Annotated in this window: 25 protein-coding genes and 1 tRNA gene; 18 read left to right on the top strand and 8 right to left on the bottom strand. The window is 57.7% G+C overall.

Annotated elements, in window-relative coordinates; all coding sequences use genetic code 11:
- The first annotated feature begins 3 nt into the window (after positions 1-3).
- The 8 genes from phrB (at position 4) to RHM55_RS19665 (ending at position 6,842) form a co-directional block, all read left to right on the top strand.
- A complete protein-coding gene (phrB, locus tag RHM55_RS19700) occupies positions 4-1,449 on the top strand; it encodes a deoxyribodipyrimidine photo-lyase (RefSeq protein ID WP_322177924.1) in 1,446 nt (481 codons plus the stop codon).
- Positions 1,442-1,864, top strand: a complete 423-nt coding sequence (locus RHM55_RS19695) for a nuclear transport factor 2 family protein (protein ID WP_322177923.1) — start codon at positions 1,442-1,444, stop codon at positions 1,862-1,864. Before phrB ends, RHM55_RS19695 begins: the two co-directional genes overlap by 8 nt.
- Positions 1,861-2,649 carry an SDR family NAD(P)-dependent oxidoreductase gene (locus tag RHM55_RS19690; protein ID WP_322177922.1) on the top strand — a complete coding sequence of 263 codons (789 nt, stop codon included), beginning with the start codon at positions 1,861-1,863 and terminating at the stop codon, positions 2,647-2,649. Before RHM55_RS19695 ends, RHM55_RS19690 begins: the two co-directional genes overlap by 4 nt.
- Complete coding sequence (locus RHM55_RS19685) at positions 2,646-3,893, top strand: NAD(P)/FAD-dependent oxidoreductase (RefSeq protein ID WP_322177921.1); 1,248 nt, start codon at positions 2,646-2,648, stop codon at positions 3,891-3,893. The genes RHM55_RS19690 and RHM55_RS19685 overlap by 4 nt, the downstream gene beginning before the upstream one ends.
- Entirely contained in the window at positions 3,890-4,690 is an 801-nt protein-coding gene (locus RHM55_RS19680) for a DUF1365 domain-containing protein (RefSeq protein ID WP_322177920.1), read from the top strand. Before RHM55_RS19685 ends, RHM55_RS19680 begins: the two co-directional genes overlap by 4 nt.
- A complete protein-coding gene (locus RHM55_RS19675; RefSeq protein ID WP_322177919.1) occupies positions 4,677-5,939 on the top strand; it encodes a cyclopropane-fatty-acyl-phospholipid synthase family protein in 1,263 nt (420 codons plus the stop codon). The genes RHM55_RS19680 and RHM55_RS19675 overlap by 14 nt, the downstream gene beginning before the upstream one ends.
- Positions 5,932-6,441: a DUF2878 domain-containing protein gene (locus tag RHM55_RS19670; protein WP_322177918.1), complete on the top strand. Its 510-nt coding sequence runs from the start codon at positions 5,932-5,934 to the stop codon at positions 6,439-6,441. Before RHM55_RS19675 ends, RHM55_RS19670 begins: the two co-directional genes overlap by 8 nt.
- An 86-nt stretch (positions 6,442-6,527) precedes the next feature.
- A complete protein-coding gene (locus RHM55_RS19665) occupies positions 6,528-6,842 on the top strand; it encodes a YkgJ family cysteine cluster protein (protein ID WP_322177917.1) in 315 nt (104 codons plus the stop codon).
- A gap of 15 nt (positions 6,843-6,857) precedes the next feature.
- Here the strand turns inward: RHM55_RS19665 and RHM55_RS19660 are convergent, their stop codons facing one another.
- From RHM55_RS19660 to hemA, 6 genes are all read right to left on the bottom strand, one after another.
- The gene (locus tag RHM55_RS19660) at positions 6,858-7,376 is read right to left on the bottom strand and encodes an acyloxyacyl hydrolase (RefSeq protein ID WP_322177916.1); all 519 of its coding nucleotides are present in this window, start codon (positions 7,374-7,376) and stop codon (positions 6,858-6,860) included.
- Between the two features lie 117 nt (positions 7,377-7,493).
- The gene (gene murI / locus RHM55_RS19655; protein WP_322177915.1) at positions 7,494-8,294 is read right to left on the bottom strand and encodes a glutamate racemase; all 801 of its coding nucleotides are present in this window, start codon (positions 8,292-8,294) and stop codon (positions 7,494-7,496) included.
- Positions 8,287-9,042, bottom strand: a complete 756-nt coding sequence (locus RHM55_RS19650) for a molybdopterin-synthase adenylyltransferase MoeB (RefSeq protein ID WP_322177914.1) — start codon at positions 9,040-9,042, stop codon at positions 8,287-8,289. Before RHM55_RS19650 ends, murI begins: the two co-directional genes overlap by 8 nt.
- Positions 9,036-9,878, bottom strand: a complete 843-nt coding sequence (prmC, locus tag RHM55_RS19645) for a peptide chain release factor N(5)-glutamine methyltransferase (RefSeq protein ID WP_322177913.1) — start codon at positions 9,876-9,878, stop codon at positions 9,036-9,038. The genes RHM55_RS19650 and prmC overlap by 7 nt, the downstream gene beginning before the upstream one ends.
- Positions 9,879-10,961: a peptide chain release factor 1 gene (gene prfA / locus RHM55_RS19640; RefSeq protein WP_322177912.1), complete on the bottom strand. Its 1,083-nt coding sequence runs from the start codon at positions 10,959-10,961 to the stop codon at positions 9,879-9,881.
- Positions 10,958-12,235, bottom strand: coding sequence for a glutamyl-tRNA reductase (gene hemA / locus RHM55_RS19635; protein WP_219063481.1), 1,278 nt, complete (start codon positions 12,233-12,235; stop codon positions 10,958-10,960). The genes prfA and hemA overlap by 4 nt, the downstream gene beginning before the upstream one ends.
- A gap of 227 nt (positions 12,236-12,462) precedes the next feature.
- On the opposite strand from hemA, the gene RHM55_RS19630 reads away from it, so the two are divergent.
- The 9 genes from RHM55_RS19630 (at position 12,463) to RHM55_RS19590 (ending at position 22,427) form a co-directional block, all read left to right on the top strand.
- The gene (locus tag RHM55_RS19630) at positions 12,463-14,190 is read left to right on the top strand and encodes a tetratricopeptide repeat protein (RefSeq protein ID WP_322177911.1); all 1,728 of its coding nucleotides are present in this window, start codon (positions 12,463-12,465) and stop codon (positions 14,188-14,190) included.
- Between the two features lie 4 nt (positions 14,191-14,194).
- Positions 14,195-14,812 (top strand): lipoprotein insertase outer membrane protein LolB, encoded by a 618-nt coding sequence (gene lolB, locus RHM55_RS19625; protein ID WP_322177910.1) that lies wholly within the window; start codon positions 14,195-14,197, stop codon positions 14,810-14,812.
- Positions 14,813-14,814: 2 nt separating this feature from the next.
- Positions 14,815-15,666, top strand: a complete 852-nt coding sequence (ispE, locus tag RHM55_RS19620; protein WP_322177909.1) for a 4-(cytidine 5'-diphospho)-2-C-methyl-D-erythritol kinase — start codon at positions 14,815-14,817, stop codon at positions 15,664-15,666.
- 35 nt (positions 15,667-15,701) lie between these two features.
- A tRNA-Gln gene (locus RHM55_RS19615) sits at positions 15,702-15,776 on the top strand.
- A gap of 46 nt (positions 15,777-15,822) precedes the next feature.
- Complete coding sequence (locus RHM55_RS19610; protein ID WP_219063551.1) at positions 15,823-16,764, top strand: ribose-phosphate pyrophosphokinase; 942 nt, start codon at positions 15,823-15,825, stop codon at positions 16,762-16,764.
- Positions 16,765-16,901: 137 nt separating this feature from the next.
- Positions 16,902-17,498 carry a 50S ribosomal protein L25/general stress protein Ctc gene (locus RHM55_RS19605; RefSeq protein WP_322177908.1) on the top strand — a complete coding sequence of 199 codons (597 nt, stop codon included), beginning with the start codon at positions 16,902-16,904 and terminating at the stop codon, positions 17,496-17,498.
- Between the two features lie 165 nt (positions 17,499-17,663).
- A complete protein-coding gene (gene pth, locus RHM55_RS19600; protein WP_322177907.1) occupies positions 17,664-18,248 on the top strand; it encodes an aminoacyl-tRNA hydrolase in 585 nt (194 codons plus the stop codon).
- A 21-nt stretch (positions 18,249-18,269) separates the two neighbouring features.
- Positions 18,270-19,370: a redox-regulated ATPase YchF gene (gene ychF, locus RHM55_RS19595; protein WP_322177906.1), complete on the top strand. Its 1,101-nt coding sequence runs from the start codon at positions 18,270-18,272 to the stop codon at positions 19,368-19,370.
- A 123-nt stretch (positions 19,371-19,493) separates the two neighbouring features.
- On the top strand, positions 19,494-22,427 hold the full coding sequence (locus RHM55_RS19590) for an EAL domain-containing protein (RefSeq protein WP_322177905.1): 2,934 nt from the start codon (positions 19,494-19,496) through the stop codon (positions 22,425-22,427).
- A 55-nt stretch (positions 22,428-22,482) separates the two neighbouring features.
- Here the strand turns inward: RHM55_RS19590 and RHM55_RS19585 are convergent, their stop codons facing one another.
- Positions 22,483-22,701 (bottom strand): YdcH family protein, encoded by a 219-nt coding sequence (locus RHM55_RS19585; protein WP_322177904.1) that lies wholly within the window; start codon positions 22,699-22,701, stop codon positions 22,483-22,485.
- Positions 22,702-22,822: 121 nt separating this feature from the next.
- A complete protein-coding gene (locus tag RHM55_RS19580; protein ID WP_322177903.1) occupies positions 22,823-25,501 on the bottom strand; it encodes a cation-transporting P-type ATPase in 2,679 nt (892 codons plus the stop codon).
- A gap of 214 nt (positions 25,502-25,715) precedes the next feature.
- On the opposite strand from RHM55_RS19580, the gene RHM55_RS19575 reads away from it, so the two are divergent.
- Positions 25,716-26,825 (top strand): molecular chaperone DnaJ, encoded by a 1,110-nt coding sequence (locus RHM55_RS19575; protein ID WP_322177902.1) that lies wholly within the window; start codon positions 25,716-25,718, stop codon positions 26,823-26,825.
- The last annotated feature ends 2 nt before the right edge of the window (positions 26,826-26,827 follow it).

Raw genomic sequence — 26,827 nt, 5'->3', positions numbered from 1 at the left:
ACCATGCAACTGATTTGGCTGCGCAGCGACCTGCGCCTGCACGACAACACTGCCTTGACCGCCGCCATGGAGCGCGGCCCGACGGTAGCGGTGTACCTGATCAGCCCAGGGCAGTGGCAGGCCCATGACGATGCCGCCTGCAAGGTCGACTTCTGGTTGCGTAACCTGGTTGAACTGGGACAGGCGCTGAGTGCGTTGAATGTGCCGCTGTTGATCCGTTACGCCGACACGTGGGACCAGGCGCCCAAGGTGCTGCTCGATCTGTGCAAGGAGCACACCATCGCGGGCCTGCATCTCAACGACGAATACGGTATCAATGAGACGAATCGGGATCGCTCCGTCGCCGAAGCCCTGGAGCAGGCCGGAATAAATGTCTATCGCTACCTCGATCAGTTGCTCTTCAAACCCGGCAGCGTCCTGACCAAAGCCGGTAATTTTTTCCAGGTCTTCAGTCAGTTCCGCAGAGTCTGCTATTCGCGTCTGCACGAAGCCATGCCGCGCCTAGTCCACGCGCCTGAAGCGCAACACAGGCTGAATATCCACAGTGATCCCGTGCCGCATCATGTCGAGGGTTTCGCCCCACCGACGGAGGCGTTGCGCGCGCTTTGGCCCGCAGGAGAAGACGAGGCGCGTCGACGTCTCGAAGCCTTCACCGACGAACATATCGGTTACTACCAGAGCGAACGGGACTTTCCGGCAAAACCCGGCACCAGCCAGCTGTCTGCGTATCTGGTGGCTGGGGTGATATCGCCGCGTCAATGCCTGCACGCCGCGCTGATGAGCAACCACGGCGAATTCGAGACCGGCAACGTCGGCTGCGTCACCTGGATCAACGAACTGCTCTGGCGTGAATTCTACAAACATACCTTGGTCGGCTCCCCACGGGTTTCCCGACACCGCACCTTCCGCCCGGAAACCGAAGCGGTGCCGTGGCGCGACGCGCCTGAAGAATTGGCGGCGTGGCAAGAAGCCCGCACCGGCCTGCCCATTATTGATGCCGCCATGCGCCAACTGCTGGAAACAGGCTGGATGCACAACCGGCTACGGATGGTCGTCGCCATGTTCCTGACCAAAAACCTGCTGATCGATTGGCGCCTGGGTGAGCGGTTTTTCATGCAGCACTTGATTGACGGCGACCTGGCGGCAAACAACGGAGGCTGGCAATGGAGTTCGTCCACAGGGACCGACTCGGCGCCCTATTTCCGGATTTTCAACCCACTCAGCCAGTCGGAGAGATTCGACGGTGAAGGTCATTTCATCAAACGCTGGCTGCCCGTGCTGGGGAATCTGAACAAAAAAGATATCCACAACCCGGCGGCCATGGGCGGTCTGTTCGGCGTGGGCGACTACCCGAAACCCATGGTTGATTTGAGAGCAAGCCGCGAGCGTGCACTGGCTGCCTTTAAAGGCCTGCCGCATCGACAGCCTGCAGGTGGCTGCTATGAGTGACTTTCTGCGCCAGTTCGCCCAACGCTTTGCCGAACTGGATAAGCACAACCTGGATCGGCTCGGCGAGCTGTACAGCGACGACGTGGTGTTTACCGACCCCTTGCATGAAATTCATGGCCTCAAGGATGTGCACCGTTATTTCGGCGAGCTGTACGCCAACGTCAGTCAGTTGCGCTTCGATTTTTATGCGTTCGATCAACTACGCGAAGGCAAAGGCTACCTGCGCTGGACCCTGAGTTTTTGTCACCCTCGATTAAATGCCGGTCAACTGATTCGGGTTGAGGGCTGCTCACACTTGCTATGGCACGACAAGGTTTACCAGCACCGCGACTTCTTCGACGCTGGCGCCCTGCTCTATGAGCACGTGCCTGTCATGGGACGAGCCATCGCCTGGCTAAAAAGGAGATTGGTATGACGCATCCCGACGCACGACGCATCTGGCTGACCGGCGCCAGCAGTGGCATCGGCCTGGCGCTGGCCGAAGAACTGCTCAAGTCCGGCCACCGACTGGCCCTGACTGCGCGCACGCTGGGGCCGCTCGAAGCTCTGGATGAACGTTACCCGCGCCAGGTTCTGCTGGCGCCCGGCGACATCACCGACAGCGAACAGGTCAAGGTCATTGGCGAACGCATTGGCCAGATATGGGGTTCTGTGGACACCGTGATCCTGAATGCCGGCACCTGTGAATATGTCGACTGCAAACAGTTCGACGCGGCGCTGGTCGAGCGCGTAGTGCGGACCAATTTGCTGGCGAGCAGTTACTGCGTCCAGGAAGCGCTGCCACTGCTGCGCCAAGGTAGAAAACCGCACCTCGTCGCCGTCTCCAGTTCAGTGACCTACCTACCGCTGTCCTGCGCGGAAGCCTACGGCGCTTCTAAGGCAGGCCTGCGTTATCTGTTCGAAGCCTTGCGCATTGACCTGGCTCACGAAGGGATCGACGTCACCCTCATCAGCCCGGGTTTTGTCGATACACCACTGACCGCCCAAAACGATTTCCCCATGCCCATGCGCTGGCCCGTGGACAAGGCCGCCCGGCACATTGCCGAACGCCTTCAACGCCCGCGCCGCCCCTTGGAGATAGCCTTCCCCGCCGCATTCATTTTCACCCTGCGCCTATTGGCGCTACTGCCCACACGCCTGCAACTCGCGCTGGGCAAATGCATGGTTCGCTCATCGAACGCGGAGAGGAACACCCCATGAAAGTCGCGATCATTGGCAGTGGCATCGCGGGGCTGACTACCGCGTATTTGCTCAATCGCAACCACGAGATCAGCGTGTTTGAAGCCGCTGACTGGATTGGCGGTCATACCCATACCGTGGACGTGACCGTCAACGGCCAACAGCACGCCATTGATACCGGCTTCATCGTGTTCAACGACTGGACCTACCCGAACTTCATTCGCTTGCTGTCCACGCTGGGCGTGACCTTCAAGGCCACGGAGATGAGCTTTTCGGTGTGCGACCCTATTTCGGGCATTGAGTACAACGGTAATACCCTCAACAGCTTGTTTGCTCAGCGCAGCAACCTCTGTTCGCCCTCGTTCTGGGGGATGTTGCGCGACATCCTGCGCTTCAACCGCGAAGCGCTGAGCGATCTGCACAGCCAACGTATTGCAGCCGACACAACCCTCGGCGCCTACTTGAAAACCGGGGGTTACGGACAACGGTTCACTGAGCATTACATCGTGCCTATGGGGGCCGCGATCTGGTCGATGTCATTGGCCGACATGCTTTCGTTTCCTCTGCAATTTTTTGTGCGGTTCTTCAAGAATCACGGCCTGCTCTCGGTCAATCATCGGCCGCAGTGGTGTGTGGTCGAAGGGGGATCAAGCCGTTACATCGAACCCATGACAGCCTCGTTTCGCGAAAAGATTCGCCTCAACTGCCCTGTGATCCGAGTCGAGCGCGACGACATCGGCGTGCGGGTTCACAGCGCTGCGGGCAGCGAGCGTTTTGACAAGGTGGTATTTGCCTGTCACAGCGATCAAGCCTTGCACCTGTTGGCGCAACCGACACAGGCCGAACAAGACATCCTTGGCGCCCTGCCCTACGCCGATAATGATGTGGTGCTGCACACCGATATCCAGCTGTTGCCCAAGCGTCCCTTGGCCTGGGCCAGTTGGAACTACCGCCTGGGCGGTGCTGGCCAGCACCTCGCGGCAGTGACATACGACATGAACATCCTGCAAGGGATCGACAGCGACACCCGGTTTTGCGTGAGCCTGAACCAGACGGCCGCCATCGACCCGAGCAAGATCCTCGCTCGCTACCGCTACGCGCATCCGCAATACAGCCTGACTGCCGTTGCGGCGCAAGCGCGCTGGGAAGAACTGCATGGTGACAAACATACCTACTATTGCGGCGCTTACTGGGCCAACGGCTTTCATGAGGATGGCGTGGTCAGTGGCCTGCGAGTAGCCCAGGCTTTCGGTGAATCGCTGTGAACAGCGCCCTGTACAGCGGCTGGGTCGCCCATCGGCGGTTTTCGCCCAAGCCTCATGACTTCCGCTATCGGATCGGCCTGCTGTATCTGGACCTGGACGAACAGGACGCAGTGCTTGGCCTGTCACCTCTGGCCGGCAGCAGCCGTTTTGCGCCGTTTTCGTTTCGCCAAAGCGACTACCTGCACACGTACACCGGGCGCGGCGTGCCCCTGATCGATGCGGTGCGTGAGCTGGTCGGCGCCGCTCTGGGCCACACCCCCCAAGGTTCGGTTTGCCTGCTGACCCAAGCCCGTAGTTGGGGCCTGGCCTTCAACCCGGTGAGCTTCTTCTATTGCCATGAGAGCGACGGCCGACTGGCCGCGATCCTCTGCGAAGTCAGTAATACGCCGTGGCGCGAGCGCTATCACTACATCCTGCCGGCCAACGGAGCAGGCCATCAGCATTTCGCGGTGGCCAAGGCCTTCCACGTTTCGCCGTTTCTACCACCCGACCTGGAGTACCGCATGAGCTTCAGCCCTCCGGCCGAAAAGCTCGGCATTCACATGGCCGACTGGCAGGGCGAACTCAAGGTGTTCGACGCCACGCTCAACCTGCAACGCCAGGCCCTGAGCCGCGCCAGCCTGCATCGTCATTTGCTCGAGTTTCCGTGGATGACCGCCAAAACCTGCCTGGCTATCTACTGGCAAGCGTTGCGCCTGTTGATCAAACGGATGCCGATTTTCTCTCATCGGGCCGCCGACGGCGCCTACCGCATTGCCGCCGTGCAACCCAAGGAACCTCGCCATGAAAAGCAGTAGCGTATCGGCCAGCTTGAGCACCAACAGCCTCACAGCGAATATTCTGCGGCGCGGCGTATTGCGCCAGCTTGCCCGCTTGCAGCGCGGGCAACTGGTGGTCATAGAGGGCGACGAGCGTCAGGTATTCGGCGCGGCCGGTTCCGTACAGCAAGCGCAGGTCCATATTCTCGACCCCGCCGTCTGGGGCATGATCGCCAGCAACGGCTCGATCGGCGCGGGCGAAGCGTTTATCCATGGTTACTGGAGCACTCCCGACCTGACAATGGTGATCAGGGTTTTCGTCAGCAACCTGGAAGTGCTCGACGCCATGGAGGGGGGGCTGGCCAAACTGGGAAGACCTTTCATTCAGGCCTTGCATTGGCTCAATCGCAATACGCGCAAGGGCTCGCAGAAAAACATCGAGGCCCACTATGACCTCGGCAACGAACTGTTCGAACAGTTTCTCGACCCGACCATGATGTATTCCGCGGCACAGTTCCTCAGTCCAGATGACACTCTGGAACAGGCACAGCTGAACAAACTGGAGCGTATCTGCCAGAAACTTGACCTCAAACCCACCGATCATTTACTGGAAATCGGCACGGGCTGGGGCAGCATGGCTATTTATGCGGCGCAATATTACGGCTGTAAAGTCACCACCACTACCCTGTCAAAAGAGCAATTCGCTTACACCGAGAAGCGCATCGCCAAGATGGGTTTAAAAGACCAGGTGACACTGTTACTGAAGGACTATCGCGACCTGACCGGCCAATACGACAAACTGGTGTCCATCGAAATGATCGAAGCGGTAGGCCACCGGTTTTTGCCAACCTATTTCAAACAGTGCGCACAGCTGCTGAACAAAAACGGGCTGATGCTGCTGCAAGCGATCACCATCCGCGAGCAGCGTTACGAGCAAGCCAAAAATAGCGTCGATTTTATCCAGCGCTACATTTTCCCCGGCGGCGCTTTACCGTCGGTGCAGCGGATGCTGGAGATCGTCGGCCGTGACACCGACATGAACATCCTGCACATGGAGGATTTCGGCCTGCACTACGCGAGAACCCTGCGCCTGTGGCACGACAATTTTCGTCACGCCCACGGCTACTTGACTGAACTGGGCTATGACGATTACTTCCTGCGGTTGTGGGAGTTTTACTTGTGCTACTGCGAAGGTGGCTTCCTTGAACGGACCATCGGCACCGCGCAATTACTGCTGGCCAAACCCGACGCGCTGCCGCAACCGTTACTCGGGCGTTTCGATGCGTAGACAGCTGGCCAACGCGCTGCTGTTTCAGATCGGTTGGTTCGTCTGCGTACTGGGCGGTAACAGCCCGTGGTTACTGATCGCGGCGGGCGTGCTGTGCGTGCATCTGCTGTGGATAAGTTCATGGCAGGCGGAGGGCAAACTGCTGATCAGCGTGACGCTGGTCGGCACCTTGCTCGACAGTGCCTTGCAGACGCTAGGTGTATTCGATTTTGACAGTGGCGGGCCGTTGATCCCGCTGTGGTTGATCCTGTTATGGGCCGTATTGGCGACCACGCTCAATCACTGCCTGGCCTGGACCGCCAAGCCCTGGTGGCGCGCCAGCCTGCTCGGCGCCATCGGCGGACCGCTGTCGTATTACGCAGGTTCGCAGATGGCGGGGGTCCATTTGCCATTGGGAGTATGGCCAAGCCTATTGTTGCTGGGGCTGATCTGGGCCGTTTTGTTTCCGTTGCTGCAAGGTCTGGCATATTTTCTGCACCCGACATACCGCCTTTACGAATAAATTCGTGTCCCTCCCAGACGTGCCGAAGGCGGTGTTCTGTCAGGGGACTCACACGAGGGCTGCGCACTGGCATACACTGCGCGCCTATGACAACCATCAACATTCCATTGACCCAAATCGACGCAGAACCGGCCGTCACGTGTTCAACCTGTGCAGCCTGTTGCTGCCAGCTGGAAGTGATGCTGATCACTGATACCGGCGTGCCTGAACGTTACATCGATACCGACGATTGGGGTGGCGAGGTCATGTTGCGTCTGGATGACGGCTGGTGCGCGGCGCTGGATCGCAACACCATGATGTGCAGCATCTACGAAAAACGCCCACTGATTTGCCGCGAGTTCGAAACAGGCGAAGCGGATTGCCTGCACGAACGCCGTGGGATCGCCACGGCGTATCTGTGAAACGGCATTACGCTATTAGAAAGGCATCGTGTAGTGCAGGGCGTAACTTTCTACACCCGAGTTGACGTCATTGAGCCCGGCGTTGGAATAGTGCGTCGCACGGACCCCGACCTCATGCCCTCCGGCAAAGCGCAGACCAAACCCAAGCCGGTCTTCGAACAAAAACGACGTGCCCAATTGTTGATTTTCTACCCGAGTGCCGGAAAAAACCGCGACGCCAATACCTGCTTCCACGTACGGCTTGACGTTTTGACCCGAGAACTCATAAACCAATACCGGCGAGAACGACAGGCTGTTGTTACTGGCGCCATGGCGGCCGGCCCAGTAGGTGTAACCCCCACCCCAATAACCCGTCAGGCGACCCACGTCACTCTGTAACCAGCTTTTATCCCAGTCAAACTGTAAGCCCAAGCGATAGGTCATTGTCGATTCGCCAGTCTGACCGACCGATAACTCGACGCCCGCAGCTTCAGCGCTAACACTTTGCCCCATTAGTGCGGCCGCAATCGCAGCCAAACAAAACAGTCGCTTCATCAGAAACATCCTATTTTCGAATGCAGTTGTAGGAACTCTTTACTTATCCAGCGACGTTTTATGAACATTCGCCGTTACACGTTAGCTCAGCTCAAAGCTGGGCTCTTCGCGTTTTTTTTACGGGGGGAAGAATCGCACATAGCCAGATGTTTTCCATAGCAGCGGTAGGATTTTTCTGAAATCTTCCGGATCCGCACTGGTCCAGAACTGCGTTTCTTGAGCCGGCCCCGTCGCCAGCAACTCACGCTGGGTCAATAACCGTTGAAGTTGCCGAGCGACTGCACCGCCTGTGTCGATCAGGCTGATCGACTCCGGGACCATTTGGCGCAGCAGTGGCTTCAGGAAAGGATAGTGCGTGCAGCCGAGAATAATAGTGTCGCAGCCAGCAGCCAGTAACGGCTCAACATAGCTGCGCAACAAGTTGCTGATAGTCGGGCTGACCAGATCGCCGGTTTCGATCAGCTCGACCAGACCGGGACACGGCTGGGTAATGACCCGCACATCGAGTGCAAACCGGTCGAGCAAGGCCGCGAACTTGGCGCTCTGCAAGGTACCCGTGGTTGCCAGCACGCCCACAACGCCACTGCGGGTGGCCGCCGCTGCCGGTTTGACGGCGGGCTCCATGCCGACGATAGGCCAGTCAGGATACCGTTCGCGTAAATCCGCAACGCCTGCCACCGTGGCCGTGTTGCAAGCCAGCACCAGTGCTTTGGCGCCCTGCTTTTGGAAAAAATCGGCAATCACCGCACAGCGTTGGCGTATGAACTCGGGGGTTTTCTCGCCATAAGGAACGTTGCCGCAATCGGCCACGTACAGCAGGGACTCGTTGGGTAGCAGGCTGCGAATTTCACCCAGCACCGATAAACCGCCAACTCCGGAATCAAAGACCCCAATCGGCGCTTCATGGGTGTTAGTCATGGGCAAGACCGCACACACTGCAGGCTGGATCGCGCTTGACCCTCAACTCGCGAAAGCGACTGGTCAACGCATCGATCAATAGCAAACGCCCCACTAACGGCTCGCCAAACCCGGCCAACAGCTTCAGCGCTTCGAGTGCTTGCAGGCTGCCAACCAGCCCCACCAAAGGCCCGAGGACGCCAGCTTCACTGCACGTCAGTTCAGCTTCGCTGCCATGCCCGTACAGGCAGTGATAACACGGGCTGTCATCGCGCCGTGGGTCGAACACCGACAATTGCCCTTCCAGGCGAATCGCTGCACCGCTGACCAGCGGTTTACGCGCCGCGACACACGCCGCATTTACCGCTTCGCGGGTGGCAAAGTTGTCAGAGCAATCGAGTACCACGTCAACATCGGCTACCGCAGCAGCCAGGCTGTCGGCATCCAGCGCGCGGCGATGGGCGATCAGTTTCACCTCGGGGTTGATCGCGGTCAGGCGCTCAATGGCCGAATCCACCTTGCTCTGCCCGACGCTGTGGCTGTCATGAATGATCTGCCGTTGCAGATTGGTCAGGTCCACGGTATCGAAGTCGGCCAGATGCAACTCGCCGACACCGGCAGCGGCCAGATACAGAGCCACTGGAGAACCCAGGCCGCCGAGGCCGACGATCAACGCCCGGCTGTGTTTGAGGCGCAACTGGCCGTCGATATCCACGTGCTGCAACAAAATCTGTCGACTGTAGCGCAACAGTTCCTGATCGGTCAGCACGGGAGGCGCCCAAGAGTAATACGCTCGTGGCCGCCCAAATCCTTGCGGCTGTGCACGCGTTCAAAGCCGTGGCCTGCCATCAGGTCGCGCACAGCAGCGGCTTGATCGTAACCGTGTTCAAGCAACAGCCAACCGCCAACATCAAGGTAGTCAGGCGCTTGGGTAATGATGACGCGCAGGTCGTCCAGCCCGTCGACGCCCGCCACCAGGGCACTGCTCGGTTCAAAACGTACGTCTCCTGCCACCAGATGCGGATCAGCGCTGGCAATATAAGGAGGATTGCTGATGATCATGTCGAAACGCTGACCTTCAAGTGCGCTGAACCAATGGCTGTTCAGCACCGTGACATTGTTCAGGTGCAGGCGCTGACGATTGCGCTCGGCCAATGCAACGGCTTCAAGGATGCGATCTACCGCCGTTACCCTCCAGGCTGGACGTTCACTGGCCAGCGCCAGGGCAATGGCGCCGGTGCCAGTGCCCAGATCAAGCACGGTGACAGGCGCCAGAGCAGGCGTTATCGCGTGCAGTTCGAGCGCCACTTCGACTAACAACTCGGTGTCGGGACGCGGGATCAGTGTGTGTGGTGCAACTTCCAGGTCCAGCTTCCAGAACCCTTGCTGGCCCAGAATATAGGCCACCGGCTCGCCCGCACGACGGCGTTGCAGATAGGACGCAAACACCTGCGCCGCTTCGCTGCTGACAATCCGCTCGGGCCAGGTGTGCAGGTAGCTGCGGGGCTTGCCTAGAGCGGCAGCCAACAACAACTCCACGTCCAGGCGCGCGGTCGGCGAATCCGGAAGCTCGGCGGCTCTCAACACGCTGGCGATAATAGTCATTTACTCACCCAATGCCGCAAGTTGATCAGCCTGGTACTCGGCCAGCAACGGTTCTATCACTGCATCGACTCCACCGGCCATAACGTCATCGAGGGAATACAACGTCAAGTTGACCCGATGGTCCGTCACACGACCCTGAGGAAAGTTGTAGGTACGAATTCGTTCGGATCGGTCACCCGACCCCACCAGCAATTTACGCTCGCTGGCGATGGCATTGGCCGCCGCGCTGGTTTGCTGATCGTTAAGTTTCGCCGACAGCCAGGACATTGCCCGAGCCCGGTTCTTGTGTTGAGAACGTTCCTCCTGGCACTCGACAACGATGCCGGTCGGAAGGTGAGTGATGCGCACGGCCGAGTCGGTCTTGTTCACGTGCTGACCACCCGCGCCGGAGGACTTGTACGTGTCCACGCGCAAATCAGACGAGTTGATCTCGATGACTTGTTGCTCATCGGGCTCAGGCAATACCGCAACAGTGCAGGCAGACGTATGAATACGCCCCTGGGACTCGGTTTCAGGGACGCGCTGCACACGATGGGCGCCGGACTCGAATTTTAATTTTCCGTAAACGTGATCGCCTTCGACGCGCGCGATGATTTCTTTGTAGCCGCCGTGCTCGCCTACGTTTTCCGACAGAATTTCCACGCGCCAGCCGCGACGTTCGGCGTAGCGTGAGTACATGCGAAACAGGTCACCAGAAAAAATCGCCGCCTCGTCGCCACCGGTGCCAGCACGAATTTCGAGGAACACATTACGCCCGTCGTTCGGGTCTTTGGGCAGGAGCATGCGCTGTAGCTGACCTTCCAGATCGGCCAATTGCTCTTTGGCTTCACGGACTTCCTCGACGGCCAATTCACGCATGTCCGGGTCACTGTCCTTGAGCAGCGCCTGTGCACCTTCCAGATCGCCCAGTACTTTGAGCAACTGGTTGTAGGTCACGACAATAGGCTCTACTTCGGCGTACTCCCGGGAATAGGCGCGAAACCTGTTTTGTTCGGAAATGACTTCGGCATCACCAAGCAGCGCGGTCAGTTCCTCAAAACGATCGTTAAGGATGTCCAGCTTATTGAGCAGTGAAGCTTTCATTGCGGGGGTTTATCCGTCGAGCCCTCACCGAGGGCAAAAAGTTCTTGGGCCATGGCCAACGCATCGAGGCGACCTTCGGCAGACAGCTTTTTCAATTGCACGCTTGGAGCATGCATCAATTTGTTGGTCAGCCCTCGCGCCAATTGCACCAGCACGTCTTCGGCGCTGCTGCCGTTGGCCAACATGCGTTGGGCTTTGAGCAATTCATCGTCACGCAGACGCTCGCTTTGTTGACGATAGGCCTTAAGTACATCCACTGCCGCCAGCTCTCGCAGGCGCAACATGAACTCATCGGCGCCCAGACTCACCAGCTCTTCAGCCGCTTGCGCAGCGCCCTGGCGACTCTTGAGGTTCTCGGCGACCACTTCGTGCAGGTCGTCGACGCTGTAGAGGTAAACGTCGTCCAGCTCGCCGACTTCCGGTTCGATATCGCGAGGCACCGCGATATCGACCATGAAAATCGGTTTGTGCTTGCGCAGCTTCAAGGCGCTTTCCACCGCGCCCTTGCCCAGGATCGGCAACTGACTGGCGGTGGAACTGATCACAATGTCGCTTTTGACCAGCTCAGCCGGAATATCGGACAGTAAAACCGCGTGGGCACCGAACTCCGCGGCCAGGATACTGGCCCGCTCCAGGGTACGGTTGGCCACCACGATACGCCTCACGCCCAGATCATGCAGATGCCGGGCAACCAGCGTGATGGTTTCGCCCGCGCCAATCAACAATGCCTGGCTGCGCTGCAAATCACTGAAAATCTGCTTGGCCAGGCTGACAGCGGCAAACGCCACCGACACCGGGTTTTCACCAATGGCGGTATCGGTGCGTACCTGTTTGGCAGCGTTGAAGGTGGCCTGGAACAACCGGCCCAGCAGCGGGCCAATGGTCCCCGCTTCCCGCGCAACGGCGTACGCAGACTTCATCTGGCCGAGAATCTGTGGCTCGCCGAGCACCAGCGAGTCAAGCCCTGAGGCAACCCGCATCATGTGACGAACGGCCGCCTCATCTTCATGCACATAAGCACTGGCGCGCAGCTCGTCCAGGCTCAGATGATGATAATCGGCCAGCCAGCGCAGTATGGCATCGGACGCAAGGTGATCCTGTTCGATGTACAGTTCGCTACGGTTACAAGTCGAGAGGATCGCAGCTTCGCGGCTGTCGGTTAGACGGCAGAGCTGCTGCAAGGCCTCAACCAACTGCTCAGGCGTAAATGCCACGCGCTCGCGGACGTCTACTGAAGCAGTCTTATGGTTAATACCAAGTGCAAGGAAGGCCATTCAAGGTCGCTGATGGTGACGTGAAGCCGGCAATTGTCCTACTTCGCCAGAGTGAGAACAACCACCGCAGACTATTGTCCGAATAGAGCGGCCCCTTTTAAGCCGTTTATCGGCCGTGTTTTGGCCTCGCCAAAGGCCAGTTGAGTAGTTTTCGCATAGGCTGTGGGTTTGCTCCTAGGCTTGTGTCATGATGATCCGACCGCAGGTAAGTCGCCCTCTCCCTATATATGAATAGATCCTCCGCGTTACTTCTCGCCTTTGTGTTTCTGAACGGTTGCCAGGCTATAGCCCCCGTTTCACCGGATGCTACGCCACCGGCCGCAGACACGACGCCCGCACCCGCACCCAAGCCGCAGGTTTATAGCTCGTTCACCGAAGACACAGTGTTCAGCCTGTTGAGTGCGGAGCTGGCGGGTCAGCGCAACCGATTCGACATCGCGCTGGATAACTACGTCACCCAAGCGATCAATACTCAGGATCCAGGGATTTCCGAACGCGCCTTCCACATTGCCGAGTACCTGGGCGCCGATCAGGCAGCACTGGATACCTCGCTGATCTGGGCGAAAAACGACCCGACCAATCTTGAAGCACAACGCGCGGCGGCGATTCAATTGGCCCGCGCCGGACGCTATGACGATTCCATGGCGTACATGGAGAAGGTCCTGCAAGGACAGGGCGATACGCATTTTGACTTTTTGGCGCTGTCTGCCGCCGAAACCGATGCAGATACCCGCAACGGTTTGCTGACCAGCTTTGATCGCCTGCTCAAGAAATACCCGAAAAACGGCCAGCTGATCTTCGGCAAAGCCTTGCTCCTCCAACAGAACGGTGACGCCCAAGGCGCCCTGAAACTGCTGGAAGACAATCCAGCCAATGACGGCGACGTGACCCCTATTCTGCTGCGGGCCCGCCTCCTGCAGGGCATGGACCGAGGCAAAGAAGCCTTGCCGATCCTGGAAAAAAGCATTCGCCAATACCCGGACGACAAACGCCTGCGCCTGACTTATGCCCGCATGCTGGTCGAACAGAACCGCATGGACGACGCCAAAGTCGAGTTCTCCAGCCTGGTGCAACAGTTCCCGGATGACGACGAGTTGCGTTATTCGCTGGCGCTGGTTTGCCTTGAAGCCAAAGCCTGGGATGAAGCCGTTGGCTACCTGGAAGACTTGATCGCTCGCGGCAGCCACGTTGATTCGGCGCACCTGAACCTCGGCCGTGTCTACGAAGAACGCAACGATCCGCAAAACGCCCTGACCGAATACGCTCAGGTCGGCCCCGGCAATGACTACCTGCCGGCGCAACTGCGCCAAAGCGACATTCTGATGAGCAACGGTAGCGTGGCCGAAGCCTCGAAACGCCTGGCCGCCGCACGCGAAGCGCAGCCCGACTATGCGATTCAGCTGTACCTGATCGAAGCCGAAACCCTGGCAAACAACAACCAGAGCGATCGAGCCTGGCAAGTGCTGGGGCAGGCGTTGAAGCAGTATCCCGACGACTTGAACCTGCTGTATACACGAGCCATGCTCGCGGAAAAACGCGACGACCTGTCGCAAATGGAAAAAGACCTGCGCGCGATTATCAAGCGCGAGCCTGACAACGCCATGGCCTTGAACGCCTTGGGCTACACCCTGTCAGACCGCACGACGCGCTATGCCGAAGCCAAGGCCCTGATCGAACGAGCGCACGCACTGAACCCGGAAGACCCAGCCGTACTCGACAGTCTGGGGTGGGTAAATTACCGCCTGGGCAACCTCGATGAAGCCGAACGCTTGCTGCGTCAGGCGCTGGAACGCTTCCCGGACCACGAAGTCGCCGCCCATCTGGGCGAAGTATTGTGGGCCAACGGCAAGCAGCGCGAAGCCCGGAAAGTCTGGAGCAAAGCCCTCGAGCAACAACCTGATAGCCCTATTCTGCGCAGCACTCTGCGGCGCCTGACCGGATCCGAGACTCTCTAATTTTATGTTTTTGCGCCACGTTATCGTTTTCAGCCTGATCGCCCTGCTCGCCGGTTGCGCCGGTTTTACCTCTCGCGAAGCCCTGCAGGGCCAAGGCAACCCCGCGCAATGGCGCGAACACAAAGCACAACTGAGCAGCCTTGACGGGTGGCAAATCAGCGGCAAGGTCGGCATTCGCGCCCCGAAGGATTCGGGCAGCGGCACCTTGTTCTGGCTGCAGCGTCAGGACTACTACGATATCCGCCTCTCAGGCCCCCTGGGACGCGGCGCAGCCCGCTTGACCGGACGACCGGGTAGCGTCGCCCTGGAAGTAGCCAATCAGGGCCGCTACGAAGCTGCCAACCCGGAAGACTTGCTCCAACAACAACTAGGCTGGAAATTACCGGTGTCGCATCTTGTCTGGTGGGTACGCGGTCTACCCGCTCCCGGCAGCAGGAGTCGCTTGAACCTGGATGGCGACAGTCGCCTTGCCAGCCTCGAGCAGGACGATTGGCAAGTCGAATACCTGAGCTACACGCAACAGAACGGCTATTGGCTGCCTGAGCGCATCAAGCTGCACGGCCAGGACCTCGACGTCACGCTGGTGATCAAGGACTGGCAACCACGCAAACTGGGGCAATAATCATGCACACCCCTCGCCTGACGCTGCCGGCACCCGCCAAACTCAACCTGATGCTGCATATTCTTGGCCGTCGCGAAGACGGCTATCACGAGTTGCAGACGCTGTTTCAATTTCTCGACTACGGTGACGAACTCAGTTTCGCCGTACGCGATGACGGAGAAATCCGCCTTCAAACTGAAATTCCCGGCGTGCCCCACGACAGTAACCTGATCGTAAAAGCCGCTCGTGCATTGCAAAAACAATCCGGCTGCACCCTTGGTATCGACATCTGGCTGGAAAAACGTCTGCCCATGGGCGGAGGAATCGGCGGCGGAAGCTCCGATGCGGCCACCACATTGCTCGGTCTGAATCACCTGTGGAAACTTGGTTGGGATGAAGATCGCCTGGCCGCATTGGGCCTGACATTAGGCGCGGACGTCCCGGTTTTCGTGCGTGGACATGCTGCGTTTGCTGAAGGTGTCGGAGAAATACTGACCCCTGTAAACCCCGAAGAGCCTTGGTATCTGGTGCTTGTACCGCAAGTATCTGTAAGTACAGCAGAAATTTTTTCAGATCCACTGTTGACACGAGACACTCCTCCCATTAAAGTGCGCCCCGTTCTCGAGGGAAACAGTCGAAATGACTGTCAGCCGGTTGTAGAGAGGCGTTACCCAGCTGTTCGTAACGCTTTGAATTTGTTAGGCAATTTTGCCGAAGCAAAATTAACCGGAACTGGAAGTTGTGTGTTTGGGGCCTTCCCAAACCAAGCCGAAGCTGATAAAGTCTCGGCCCTTCTTACAGAGACCCTTACAGGGTTTGTAGCAAAGGGAAGCAACGTTTCGATGTTGCATCGCAAGTTACAAGATCTGTTCTAAGAATTGAGTGCTGGGCACTCAAGGTGAAACATTACAGGGGCGTCGCCAAGCGGTAAGGCAGCAGGTTTTGATCCTGCCATGCGTTGGTTCGAATCCAGCCGCCCCTGCCATTTTCTATACTCATCCAGGTATACCCTCAGCCGGCAGGTAGTGCGCGTGTCCAAGATGATGGTCTTTACGGGGAACGCTAACCCCGATCTAGCTAGGCGTGTAGTACGCCAGCTGCATATCCCTCTAGGTGATATCTCCGTCGGCAAATTTTCCGATGGTGAAATCAGTGCCGAGATCAATGAAAACGTCCGCGGTAAAGACGTCTTCATTATCCAGCCAACCTGTGCACCAACCAACGATAACCTGATGGAACTGGTTGTGATGGCAGATGCCTTCCGCCGCTCCTCAGCGTCTCGAATCACTGCGGTGATTCCATACTTTGGTTATGCCCGCCAGGATCGCCGTCCGCGTTCCGCACGTGTAGCTATCAGCGCGAAAGTTGTCGCTGACATGCTGACCGTGGTGGGGATCGATCGTGTTCTTACGGTTGATTTGCATGCGGACCAAATTCAGGGATTCTTCGATATTCCGGTAGATAACATCTACGGCTCCCCCGTTTTGGTGGATGACATCGAAGATCAACGCTTCGAAAACCTGATGATTGTTTCCCCGGATATCGGTGGCGTCGTGCGTGCACGGGCTGTTGCCAAATCCTTGGGCGTCGATCTCGGGATCATCGATAAACGCCGTGAGAAAGCCAATCACTCTGAAGTGATGCATATCATCGGTGATGTCGAAGGGCGTACCTGTATTCTGGTCGACGACATGGTCGATACCGCCGGCACTCTGTGTCACGCGGCGAAGGCCCTGAAAGAGCATGGCGCTGCCAAGGTCTTTGCCTACTGCACACACCCTGTGCTGTCGGGTCGGGCTATCGAAAACATTGAAAATTCCATGCTGGACGAACTGGTGGTGACCAACACCATCCCGTTGTCCGCTGCCGCACAATCCTGTTCACGTATCCGCCAACTGGATATTGCACCGGTAGTTGCTGAGGCGGTCCGCCGCATCAGCAACGAAGAATCGATCAGCGCGATGTTCCGCTAAGGGCTCTGCCCACGGTTGCATTACGCTGTCGAAAAGCGCCCCGCCCCAACCTACTGTTGGGGCGGGGCTTTTTTGCCCATATCGTCTGAGCGCCGGTCGCAACCGCTGGGCGAATGTGGTTATTTTGGAGAAACAACATGAATAACTTTACTTTGAATGCTGAAGTGCGTTCCGACCTGGGGAAAGGTGCGAGCCGCCGCCTGCGTCGTCTCGCAAGCCTGGTTCCAGCTGTCGTTTACGGTGGCGAAAAAGCCCCTGAATCGATCAGCATGCTGGCTAAAGAAGTTGCCAAACTGTTGGAAAACGACGCTGCTTTCAGCCACGTTATCGAACTGAACATTGGTGGCACCAAGCAGAACGTCGTGATCAAAGCACTGCAACGTCACCCGGCCAAGGGCCACGTGATGCATGCTGACTTCGTACGCGTTATCGCTGGTCAGAAACTGATCGCTCACGTACCTGTGCACTTCATCAACGAAGAAGCACCGATCAAGAAAGGCGGCGAAATTTCGCACGTTATTTCCCAGGTCGAAGTAACTTGCCTGCCGAAAGATCTGCCTGAGTTCATCGAAGTCGATCTGAACGCTGCTGAAGTGGGTGACATCATTCACCTGTCCGACCTCAAAGCACCTAAAGGCGTTGAGTTCGTAACACTGGTACACGGTAACGACCTGGCTGTTGCCAACGTTCACGCACCACGTGTAGCACCTGAAGCAGAAACCGCTGCCGAGTAATTCATTGCTTGGTAACGTCGGAGTTGCTCAGAAAGCGTCGCGAGCGATAGTCAGGCAAAGCGGGCGAGATCGCGGAGTTTACATCATGGTAAATGAGCATATTTCGCCCACTTCTGTCGCTACGCCTAGCGATGTTATCCACAACTCCAAGGAAGAGCCCCTGTCGTGACTGCCATACAACTGATCGTTGGCCTGGGAAATCCAGGCGCCGAATACGAACAGACCCGGCATAACGCAGGGGCTCTTTTTGTTGAGCGTATTGCTGCGGCGCAAGGCGTCAATCTTGCCGTCGAGCGAAAATTTTTTGGCCTGACCGGGCGATTCACTCACCAGGGTCAGGATGTTCGTCTACTGATCCCCACCACGTACATGAACCGCAGCGGCCAAGCCGTGGCGGCGCTCGCTGGCTTCTATCGCATTCCGGTAGACGCCATACTGGTGGCACATGATGAACTTGACCTGCCTCCCGGCGTTGCCAAGCTAAAGCAAGGCGGCGGCCATGGCGGTCATAACGGACTGCGCGACATCATCGCGCAGCTCGGCAATCAGAATACGTTTCACCGCCTGCGGCTTGGCATTGGCCACCCAGGTGATGCCAGCAAGGTCTCCAATTTTGTTCTGGGTCGAGCGCCACGCGCTGAACAGGAAAAACTGGACGCCAGTATCGATTTTGCCCTCGGCGTGCTGCCGGATATCTTCGCCGGTGAATGGAACCGCGCGATGAAAAACCTGCACAGCCAGAAGGCCTGACTAACTCCAAGGGGAAATATCATGGGATTCAATTGCGGCATCGTCGGCCTACCCAACGTCGGCAAGTCCACCCTGTTCAACGCCCTGACCAAATCCGGCATCGCGGCTGAGAACTTCCCCTTCTGCACCATCGAGCCGAACACCGGTATCGTGCCGATGCCGGACGCACGCCTGGACGCTTTGGCGGCCATCGTTCTCCCGGAACGTGTACTGCCGACCACCATGGAATTCGTCGACATCGCCGGCCTGGTTGCTGGCGCCTCGAAAGGTGAAGGCCTGGGCAATAAATTCCTCGCCAACATCCGCGAGACCGATGCCATCGCCCACGTGGTCCGCTGCTTCGAAGACGAGAACGTGATTCACGTCTCCAACAGTGTCGACCCGAAACGCGACATCGAAATCATTGACCTGGAATTGATCTTCGCCGACCTCGACAGCTGTGAAAAACAGCTGCAAAAAGTGACGCGCAATGCCAAAGGCGGCGACAAGGAAGCTGTTGCGCAAAAAGCCATTCTGGAACAACTCATCGCCCACTTCTCCGAAGGCAAGCCCGCGCGCAGCCTGGTGAAGAACATGAATGCCGATGACAAACAACTGGCTCGTGGCTTCCACCTGTTGACCATCAAGCCAGTCATGTACATCGCCAACGTTGCGGAAGACGGCTTCGAGAACAACCCGCTTCTGGACGTGGTCCGTGCCATCGCCGAAGAAGAAGGCGCAATCGTAGTTCCAGTGTGCAACAAGATCGAAGCAGAAATCGCCGAGCTCGACGATGGCGAAGAGAAGGACATGTTCCTTGAGGCTCTGGGCCTTGAAGAACCTGGCCTGAACCGCGTGATCCGCGCGGGCTACGAAATGCTTAACCTGCAAACCTACTTCACCGCAGGCGTAAAAGAAGTTCGCGCCTGGACTGTCCGCGTGGGTGCCACCGCACCGCAAGCCGCAGCAGTGATCCACACCGACTTCGAAAAAGGCTTCATCCGCGCCGAAGTCATCGCCTACGCAGACTTCATCCAGTACAAAGGCGAAGCCGGTGCTAAAGAAGCGGGCAAATGGCGCCTGGAAGGCAAGGATTACATCGTCAAAGACGGTGACGTGATGCACTTCCGCTTCAACGTATAAGTCGCTACCGCTATTTCATTGGGCTGCAGAAACTGTCTGAAACCCAATGAAAACCTGAAACCCCCTGAAACAGGGGGTTTTTTGCATCTAGAGTCGTCATAGGACATCTAGGGAATCTAGCCAATGCCTAACTATGAAGTCCTTTCCAATCGTCTTCGGTTCATACCCTGGGTCTTCCTCTGCCTGGGTCTAGCGCTGACCTATGCACTTCAGGACATTCCTCGCGAGTCTGCCCGACAGGCGCTCCACGATGAGTTCGACTACCGTACCAACGAAATCATCGAGAACACCAATAGGCGCTTACAACGTTACGAGCAACTAATGGAAGGCCTGTCGGGCCTGTTCGCAACGTCGCTCGTTGTCACGCGCAGCGAGTTCGCTAGATACGTTGATGCTCTTAAACTCGAAGGCAAATACCCAGGCATCCAGGGATTAGGTTTTGCTCCACGGGTGTTGCCGGAGGACAAATCCAGGCACATCGCCGATGTACGTACCGAGGGCCGGGTTGATTACACCATCAATCCCAGCGGTAACCGAGACCTCTACACGCCGGTCATCTACCTCGAGCCTTTCAACTGGCGTAATCAGCGCGCGATTGGCTACGACATGTATTCCGAACCTGTTCGTCGCGCGGCACTGGATCAATCGAGGGATGAGGAAATTACCTCTATCTCGGGCAAGGTTCGGCTGCTGCAGGAAACCGATCAGGACGTTCAGGCAGGATTCCTGATGTACCACCCGGTCTATCGTCTGCAAGCACCCCATCAGACAGTCGATGAACGCCGCGCAAACCTGATCGGTTGGGTCTATGCCCCCTTCCGCATGAATGACTTGATGGACGGCATTCCGGGAAAACGCTTTGGGGAAGCCGGCACCACACTGAGTCTAGACCTCTACGACGGTGATTCGGTCGGACAGAGCGCATTGATCTTCAGCTCGAACAGCCGTAGCGACAGCTCGGCTCCCGAGTTTCACACCACCCGGCTTGTTCCTCTTTTTGGCCATCAGTGGACGGTAGCGGTCAGTTCACTGGCACCCTTTGACGCCCGACTGAAAAGTGACAAAGCCGACATCATTGCAGTTTCCGGTACCGTTGCCAGCGTGCTATTGGCCCTGGTCGGCTGGCTGCTGGTGACAGGCCGAGTACGAGCGTTGGTCATTGCCAAAGACATGACATCAGCCTTGCAGCAAAGCGAAACGGTACTCAGGAAGCTCAATCGCGACTTGCGGCTGCTCAGTCGCTGCAATACAGCGCTGGTGCACGCTGAAGATGAGTACACCCTGCTGGCTGAAATATGCCGTTTGTGTGTCGACAGGGACAATTACCTGATGGCCTGGGTTGGCTATGCGGAGCAGGATGAAGCCAAAATGGTGCGACCCATAACGCAATCCGGTTATGACAACGGGTATCTCGACGGGATCAATATCTCTTGGGCGGATACCGAGAACGGTCAGGGTCCGACCGGTATGGCCATCCGCACCGGTCAGCCGAATATCAGCCAGGATATCCAGAACAGCCCGCGAATGGCGCCGTGGCGCGAGGCGGCGATCCAGCATGGGTACCAATCCAGTGTGGCCCTGCCACTCATTTGCGACGCCAAAGTGCTGGGCGCGTTAACCATTTACGCAAGCGAAGCGCACGCCTTCGACCCAGACGAGCTGAAGCTTCTGCAGGAGCTGGCCAACGAACTGGCTTACGGCATCATGGCGTTGCGTACCCGTGCGGAGCATGCCGCCGCCAAAGAAACGCTGGCGTTCCTGGCGCATTACGACCCACTGACCCACCTGCCCAATCGTCTGCTGCTGCGCGACCGCTTTGAGCACGCAGTACTCACCAGCAAGAGCGAAAACACCACGCTTACTGTGCTTTACCTCAATCTGGATCATTTTCAGCGGATCAATAACAGCTTGGGATACGCTGTCGGCGACCAGGTACTGGTCATGGTCGTTGAACGGCTGTGGCAGTGCATCCCAATGACCGCAACGATCAGTCGAATTAACGGTGACGAGTTTGTTGTCTTGCTCACGGGGAATTACCACGTTGCGGAAATTATTGGCTTCGCGAATGCCATCCAGGAGGTCTTTGTTGACCCCCTGGAAATCGGCAGCCATAAACTAAGTATTTCTTTCTCCATCGGCATTGGCTTGTTCCCGAATGATGGAGAGGACCTCGACACCCTATTCAATAACGCCCACACGGCAGTCAATAGTGCCCAGGAGGCGGGGCGCAATACCTATCGTTTCTTCACGCGTGAAATGAATATCGGTCTGATTGAGCAAGTTCGACTCACCGGGGGATTAAGCAATGCCCTGCGAAATCGCGAATTCGTGCTCCATTATCAGCCTCAGATAGACATTCGCAGTGGTCGGATCATCGGCGCGGAAGCCCTGATCCGCTGGCAGCATCCGATCGACGGGCTTGTGCCTCCGGGCAAGTTCATTCCTCTGGCTGAGCGCAGTGGCCATATCGTTCCGATAGGCGAATGGGTGCTCAACGAAGCCTGTCGTCAAGCCAAGGTCTGGCAGAGTCAATATTCACCGGCACCGGTAATAGCCGTCAATCTCTCGGGCTTGCAGTTCAAGCGCGGGAACGTTCTGGAAGTGGTGTCTGCTGCGCTTGCCACGTCTGGGTTGCGACCGGACCGGCTGGAACTGGAACTGACCGAATCCATTCTGCTGCAGGACGTGGATGCCACGATAGAAACCCTGCACGGCTTGAAGGCCATGGGTGTGAACCTGTCCATCGACGATTTCGGAACCGGCTATTCCAGCCTTTCGTATCTTAAACAGCTGGCGGTCGACAAGCTCAAGATTGATCAATCGTTTGTGCAGGACATGTTGACCGATCCCGATGGCGCCTCAATCGTCAAAGCCATCATCCAGCTTGGGCACACCCTGCAGCTCACGGTGATCGCTGAGGGTGTGGAGGTCGATGCCCAATTGGCGTTCCTCAACGAATCAGGATGCGATGAGGTTCAAGGGTATTTGTTTAGCCGTCCGGTTCCGGCCGATCAATTCGCCAGACTCCTCGAAAAGGGACTGCCCACGCGGACCTGAGCAATCCAGACACACCAGGTAACCTTGAATCTTATAAACATCCCTGACTCGAAAACTATACGGTCTCAGCGTTCTTGAGAATCACGTAAAGCTGGTCTTTCAAGGTCAACTTTTCTTTTTTCAGATTTTCAATTTCAAGCTCGGTACCCGACTCAATGCGGGCTTCGATGTTCTTGATGCGCTGATCGAGCTCATTATGCTCATCGAAAAGACGGGAAAAGTGCTTATCTTCAGCTTTCAGGCGAGTAATCAGATCACGGTATTCGGGAAACATAGAAGCTCCTAATTGAAGTGGTGTTCGGGCAATTATCCAAAGCCATCCGTTTGGGTTCCATGATCAGGATCATGCCAACCGCAGATACCCAGAAAATGCCTCCGATTGAAGTGACGCCGGTTCATGGACTGGGGCATCGGCGCCTGACAAACGCTTTACGCGCCTCCTCCAGCCCAATCAACAGCAGGGCAAACGGCAACAGGAACAGCCACACTTCGAACGGCAGTGGCGCGGTACCCAAGAGCGCGTTGCCCCAACGGGTGTAAGTAAAAAGCAGGATCAAGACGATTTCCAGCGCCACACCCCAAAGAATCAGGGGATTGCCGCGCACCCCCGTGTCGAAGACCGAGCGGGTCGTACTTCGACAGAGAAAGACGTTGACCACCTGAAGTACCACAATGGCCGCCAGGCTGCCGGTGGTTGCCTGGTGATAAAGCGGATCGGAAAAAGCCACTGTGTCGCCGAACGTCCAGCCACCACGTTGCAGGACAAAGATGAACGTCGACACGGTTGCCAGCGCTTCAAACAAGCCCAACGCCACATAACCACGCAGGGCAACGCCCAGGTTGAACAAGCGCTCCCCCGGGGGACGCGGGGGGCGCTGCATGATCTGCGGGTCTGGCCGCTCCACCCCGAGGCCGAGCGCGGTCAGGGTGTCGGTGCCCATGTCGATGGCCAGCATCTGCAAGGGCGTGATTGCCAGGGGCAGCTTGACCAGCACAAAGCCGAGATAGGGAATCAGCTCCGCCATGTTGTGCGCCAGGATGTAGGTGAGAAATTTGCGGATGTTGTCGAACACCGCACGCACCTCTTCGACGGCATTGACGATGCTGGCGAAATTGTCGTCCAGCAGCACCATGTCGGCCACCTCGCGGGCTACATCGGTGCCCGACAGCCCCATCGCAATACCGACATGGGCGCTCTTTAGGGCGGGTGCGTCGTTCACCCCGTCACCGGTCACTGCAACGATCTCGCCTTTGCGCTTGAGCGTCTCGACGATCCGCAGCTTCTGCTCTGGCGCGATGCGGGCACAAATGATTTCGGCCGCGTCCAGCGCCAGTTGCAACTGCGCATCGGACAACTGCAAAAGCTGTGCGCCGGTGAGCACCTGCGGCGCATCCGAGCGTACCAAGCCTATCTCGCGCGCAATCGCCAGCGCCGTGTGCGGGTTATCTCCCGTGACCATGATCACTTTGATGCCCGCAGCCTGGCAGGCGCCAATCGCCCCCGGCACCTCTGGTCGGGGCGGATCCTGCAGTCCGACCAACCCCGCGAGGACCAACGTCTGCTCGACAGGCATCTGCCCCGCTTCCACGTCGCGCCACGCCAGCGCCAGGACCCGCAAGCCACGGTCGGCCATGGACGTCTGCGCCGCCAGGATACGGGCGCGAGATTCGTCAGTGAGCGGCGTGATCGCGCCATCGCACCATTGTCCGGTGCACAGCGGCAACACCTTTTCCAGTGCGCCCTTGCACAACAGCCGAGGCCCGTCTGCCATCGCGTACACCACCGACATACGCATGCGCTCCGCATTGAAAGGTAGCTCTTGCAAGCGCGCTATCGGACACGTCTGAGGCGCGATTCGATTTACCAACTGGAGCATGGCCTGCTCCATCGGGTCGCCCAGGTAGGTCAATGATTCACAAGGACCGGTTTGCTGCAGGTCGTGGCACAACCCGGCCACCTGAAAAAACGGCGCATTGGCCTGCGCAATGCCGACGGGCAAACCGTGCTCCAGGTCGCCGTACAAACTGCCATCCAGCCAAAGCGCGGTCACCGTCATTCGATTTTGCGTAAGGGTGCCGGTCTTATCGGTGCAGATCACCGTCGTCGAGCCCAATGCTTCAACGGACGGAAGATGACGGATCAGCACCTGCCGCCGCGCCATACGCTGGGTAGCCAGAACCAGCGACAATGTCAGCGTCGGCAACAAACCTTCCGGCACCATGGCGACGATGAGCCCAATGGTGAAAATGAAATCACTCCAGAAGGGCATACCCAGCACCATTCCGAGGCAGAAAAAGACCACACCGATTCCAAGCGCCAGTATCAGAACACTGCGGCTCAGGAGGGCAACCTCGCGTCGCAGTGGCGAGATTTCTGTACCGCTGGCCTGGGTCAGATGGGCGATGCGCCCAAACTCGGTGTGCATGCCCGTGGCAAAGACCACGCCGCGCCCCTTGCCCGACATGATCGCAGTGCCCGTCAGCACGATATTGCCCGCGTATAGCCAGTCCTCGGCAGCACTGGGTTGGGCATCGCGGGCCTCGGCCGTCGACTCGCCGGTCAGGGGCGCGTTATTGACCTGCAGCGAGAACGCCTCGATCACCCGGCAATCTGCCGGTACCCGGTCACCCTCGGTGAACAGTACGATATCGCCGGGCACCAGCGCCTCGGTCGCGACCCGCAGTACTGAGCCATCGCGCAGTACCTGAGCCTGCTGCGGCAGCAATCGGCGTAGGGCAGACAGCGCTTTCCCGATCCGATACTCCTGCCAGAATGAGAACAAACCGCTGACCAGAATGACCGCGATGAGGGCATAACCGAGGCGAGCCATGCCTTGCCCCGGAGACTTCCACTCGGCAATGAACGCCAACAGCGCCGCCAGCCACAACACTATCGAGAAGAAATGCACAAACTCCTTCAGCAGCGCCCGCAACCAGCTGCGGCGCCGAGCGTGGGCCATCCGGTTGAGGCCGAACTCGCGCTGACGGCGCTGCACCTGCGCCGGGGAAAGCCCCTGCTCAGTGGATTGCACGCTGGCCAAGGCGTCAGCGACCGACAGCTGATGAATTTTCATTCTCTTAGCCCAAGGCCCATAACGTACCGTTTGAGCGTAGCTGCATCGCTGACAACATGAATGATTGCTAGTGCACCTGAGCGCACATTTTCCACGGCGTGGAGCCTCAACTTCAGGCTGTACATGCGCGTGATCTCCCGCGCATTCCGCAGTCAATTACAAAACTGCCGTCGTCCCTTAAAATGCCCCTATTTTCAGACTCAGCGGAATTCCCATGACACACCAGGCGCCGAAACTCAGCATCGCCGCACAGGCAGGCAAGCCGCACCTGTCGGCCGGGCAAAAGAAATTCAACGCCTTGCTCAAGAAGATCGAAACGCAACGCCAATTACTGCAAGCCTGGCAAAACACGACGTCTCGCTGTCAGCAACGCTGGAACGCCGATTTCAAGCCATTGCTCGATGAGTTTGACCAGCTTGATAGCGAGATGCTGCACTTCCTCGACGACGCAAGCGATCGAGTAAAACTCAGCAAGAATGATCGGCAGACCCTGCAAGAGATCATCTGCGGTCTGGTGACCTCCCTGATGGGCGGAGAACATGACGAAACATTGAAGGCGATTTACAACAAGCACGCGGGCAGTCACTTCGACGCCGACAGGCTTGAGGAGGCCGAGCGCTTCAAGACGTCGTTCGAAGAGACGTTCGGGTTCAAGATGAACGATGACGTCGACCTGGATTCGCTGGAGGACATCACTCAATACATTTTTGAAAAACAGGCAGAAGAAGCGGAACAGCGAACACGCAACGCCAAGCCACGCAAGAAATCCGCACAACAGATCCATGAGGAAGAAGAGCACGCCAACGCCAGCCGATCCGTGCGCGAGATTTATCGCAAATTGGTGAGTGCCCTGCACCCTGATCGCGAAACCGACGCTGTCGAACGAGAGCGCAAGACCGTGATGATGCAGCGGGTCAACCAGGCCTATACCGAAAACAACCTGCTGGCTCTGCTGCAGTTGCAACTTGAGATCGAACAGATCGACCAGAGCCATATCAACACGATTGCTGAAGGCCAACTCAAGCACTACAACCGAGTCCTGATCAATCAACTCGATGAGTTGCAGCACGAAGTGTCCGAGCTGACGCTGGCGTTCAAGAGGCAGTTCAATCTGCCACCGAGCGATAACATCACACCCGCCAACGTAGCACGCAAATTCCCGAAAAAACTTAGGGAACTGCGTGCTGAAATTCAGACATTAAAGGAGCAGCGTGAAGCGCTGGAAGACCCGAGAGCCCTGAAGAGCTGGCTTAAAGAGCAACGTCATGTACTCGATATGGAAGCCTATTTATCTGCCGGAATGCCGGATGACGTCTTTCGTTGATG

It is taken from the genome of Pseudomonas sp. MH9.2 (assembly GCF_034353875.1).
Lineage (GTDB): Bacteria > Pseudomonadota > Gammaproteobacteria > Pseudomonadales > Pseudomonadaceae > Aquipseudomonas.
This window is presented reverse-complemented; position numbering and strand designations above follow the sequence as displayed.

Bases quoted from the DNA above. Each gene is read 5' to 3' on its own strand.
- RHM55_RS19580 (WP_322177903.1), bottom strand. From the start codon at position 25,501: ATGAAAATTCATCAGCTGTCGGTCGCTGACGCCTTGGCCAGCGTGCAA.
- RHM55_RS19585 (WP_322177904.1), bottom strand. From the start codon at position 22,701: ATGTTTCCCGAATACCGTGATCTGATTACTCGCCTGAAAGCTGAAGAT.
- RHM55_RS19575 (WP_322177902.1), top strand. From the start codon at position 25,716: ATGACACACCAGGCGCCGAAACTCAGCATCGCCGCACAGGCAGGCAAG.
- RHM55_RS19690 (WP_322177922.1), top strand. From the start codon at position 1,861: ATGACGCATCCCGACGCACGACGCATCTGGCTGACCGGCGCCAGCAGT.
- prmC (WP_322177913.1), bottom strand. From the start codon at position 9,878: ATGACTATTATCGCCAGCGTGTTGAGAGCCGCCGAGCTTCCGGATTCG.
- hemA (WP_219063481.1), bottom strand. From the start codon at position 12,235: ATGGCCTTCCTTGCACTTGGTATTAACCATAAGACTGCTTCAGTAGAC.
- RHM55_RS19670 (WP_322177918.1), top strand. From the start codon at position 5,932: ATGCGTAGACAGCTGGCCAACGCGCTGCTGTTTCAGATCGGTTGGTTC.
- RHM55_RS19605 (WP_322177908.1), top strand. From the start codon at position 16,902: ATGAATAACTTTACTTTGAATGCTGAAGTGCGTTCCGACCTGGGGAAA.
- ychF (WP_322177906.1), top strand. From the start codon at position 18,270: ATGGGATTCAATTGCGGCATCGTCGGCCTACCCAACGTCGGCAAGTCC.
- RHM55_RS19590 (WP_322177905.1), top strand. From the start codon at position 19,494: ATGCCTAACTATGAAGTCCTTTCCAATCGTCTTCGGTTCATACCCTGG.
- RHM55_RS19665 (WP_322177917.1), top strand. From the start codon at position 6,528: ATGACAACCATCAACATTCCATTGACCCAAATCGACGCAGAACCGGCC.
- RHM55_RS19675 (WP_322177919.1), top strand. From the start codon at position 4,677: ATGAAAAGCAGTAGCGTATCGGCCAGCTTGAGCACCAACAGCCTCACA.
- RHM55_RS19695 (WP_322177923.1), top strand. From the start codon at position 1,442: ATGAGTGACTTTCTGCGCCAGTTCGCCCAACGCTTTGCCGAACTGGAT.
- RHM55_RS19660 (WP_322177916.1), bottom strand. From the start codon at position 7,376: ATGAAGCGACTGTTTTGTTTGGCTGCGATTGCGGCCGCACTAATGGGG.
- lolB (WP_322177910.1), top strand. From the start codon at position 14,195: ATGTTTTTGCGCCACGTTATCGTTTTCAGCCTGATCGCCCTGCTCGCC.
- RHM55_RS19685 (WP_322177921.1), top strand. From the start codon at position 2,646: ATGAAAGTCGCGATCATTGGCAGTGGCATCGCGGGGCTGACTACCGCG.
- prfA (WP_322177912.1), bottom strand. From the start codon at position 10,961: ATGAAAGCTTCACTGCTCAATAAGCTGGACATCCTTAACGATCGTTTT.
- RHM55_RS19630 (WP_322177911.1), top strand. From the start codon at position 12,463: ATGAATAGATCCTCCGCGTTACTTCTCGCCTTTGTGTTTCTGAACGGT.
- ispE (WP_322177909.1), top strand. From the start codon at position 14,815: ATGCACACCCCTCGCCTGACGCTGCCGGCACCCGCCAAACTCAACCTG.
- phrB (WP_322177924.1), top strand. From the start codon at position 4: ATGCAACTGATTTGGCTGCGCAGCGACCTGCGCCTGCACGACAACACT.
- murI (WP_322177915.1), bottom strand. From the start codon at position 8,294: ATGACTAACACCCATGAAGCGCCGATTGGGGTCTTTGATTCCGGAGTT.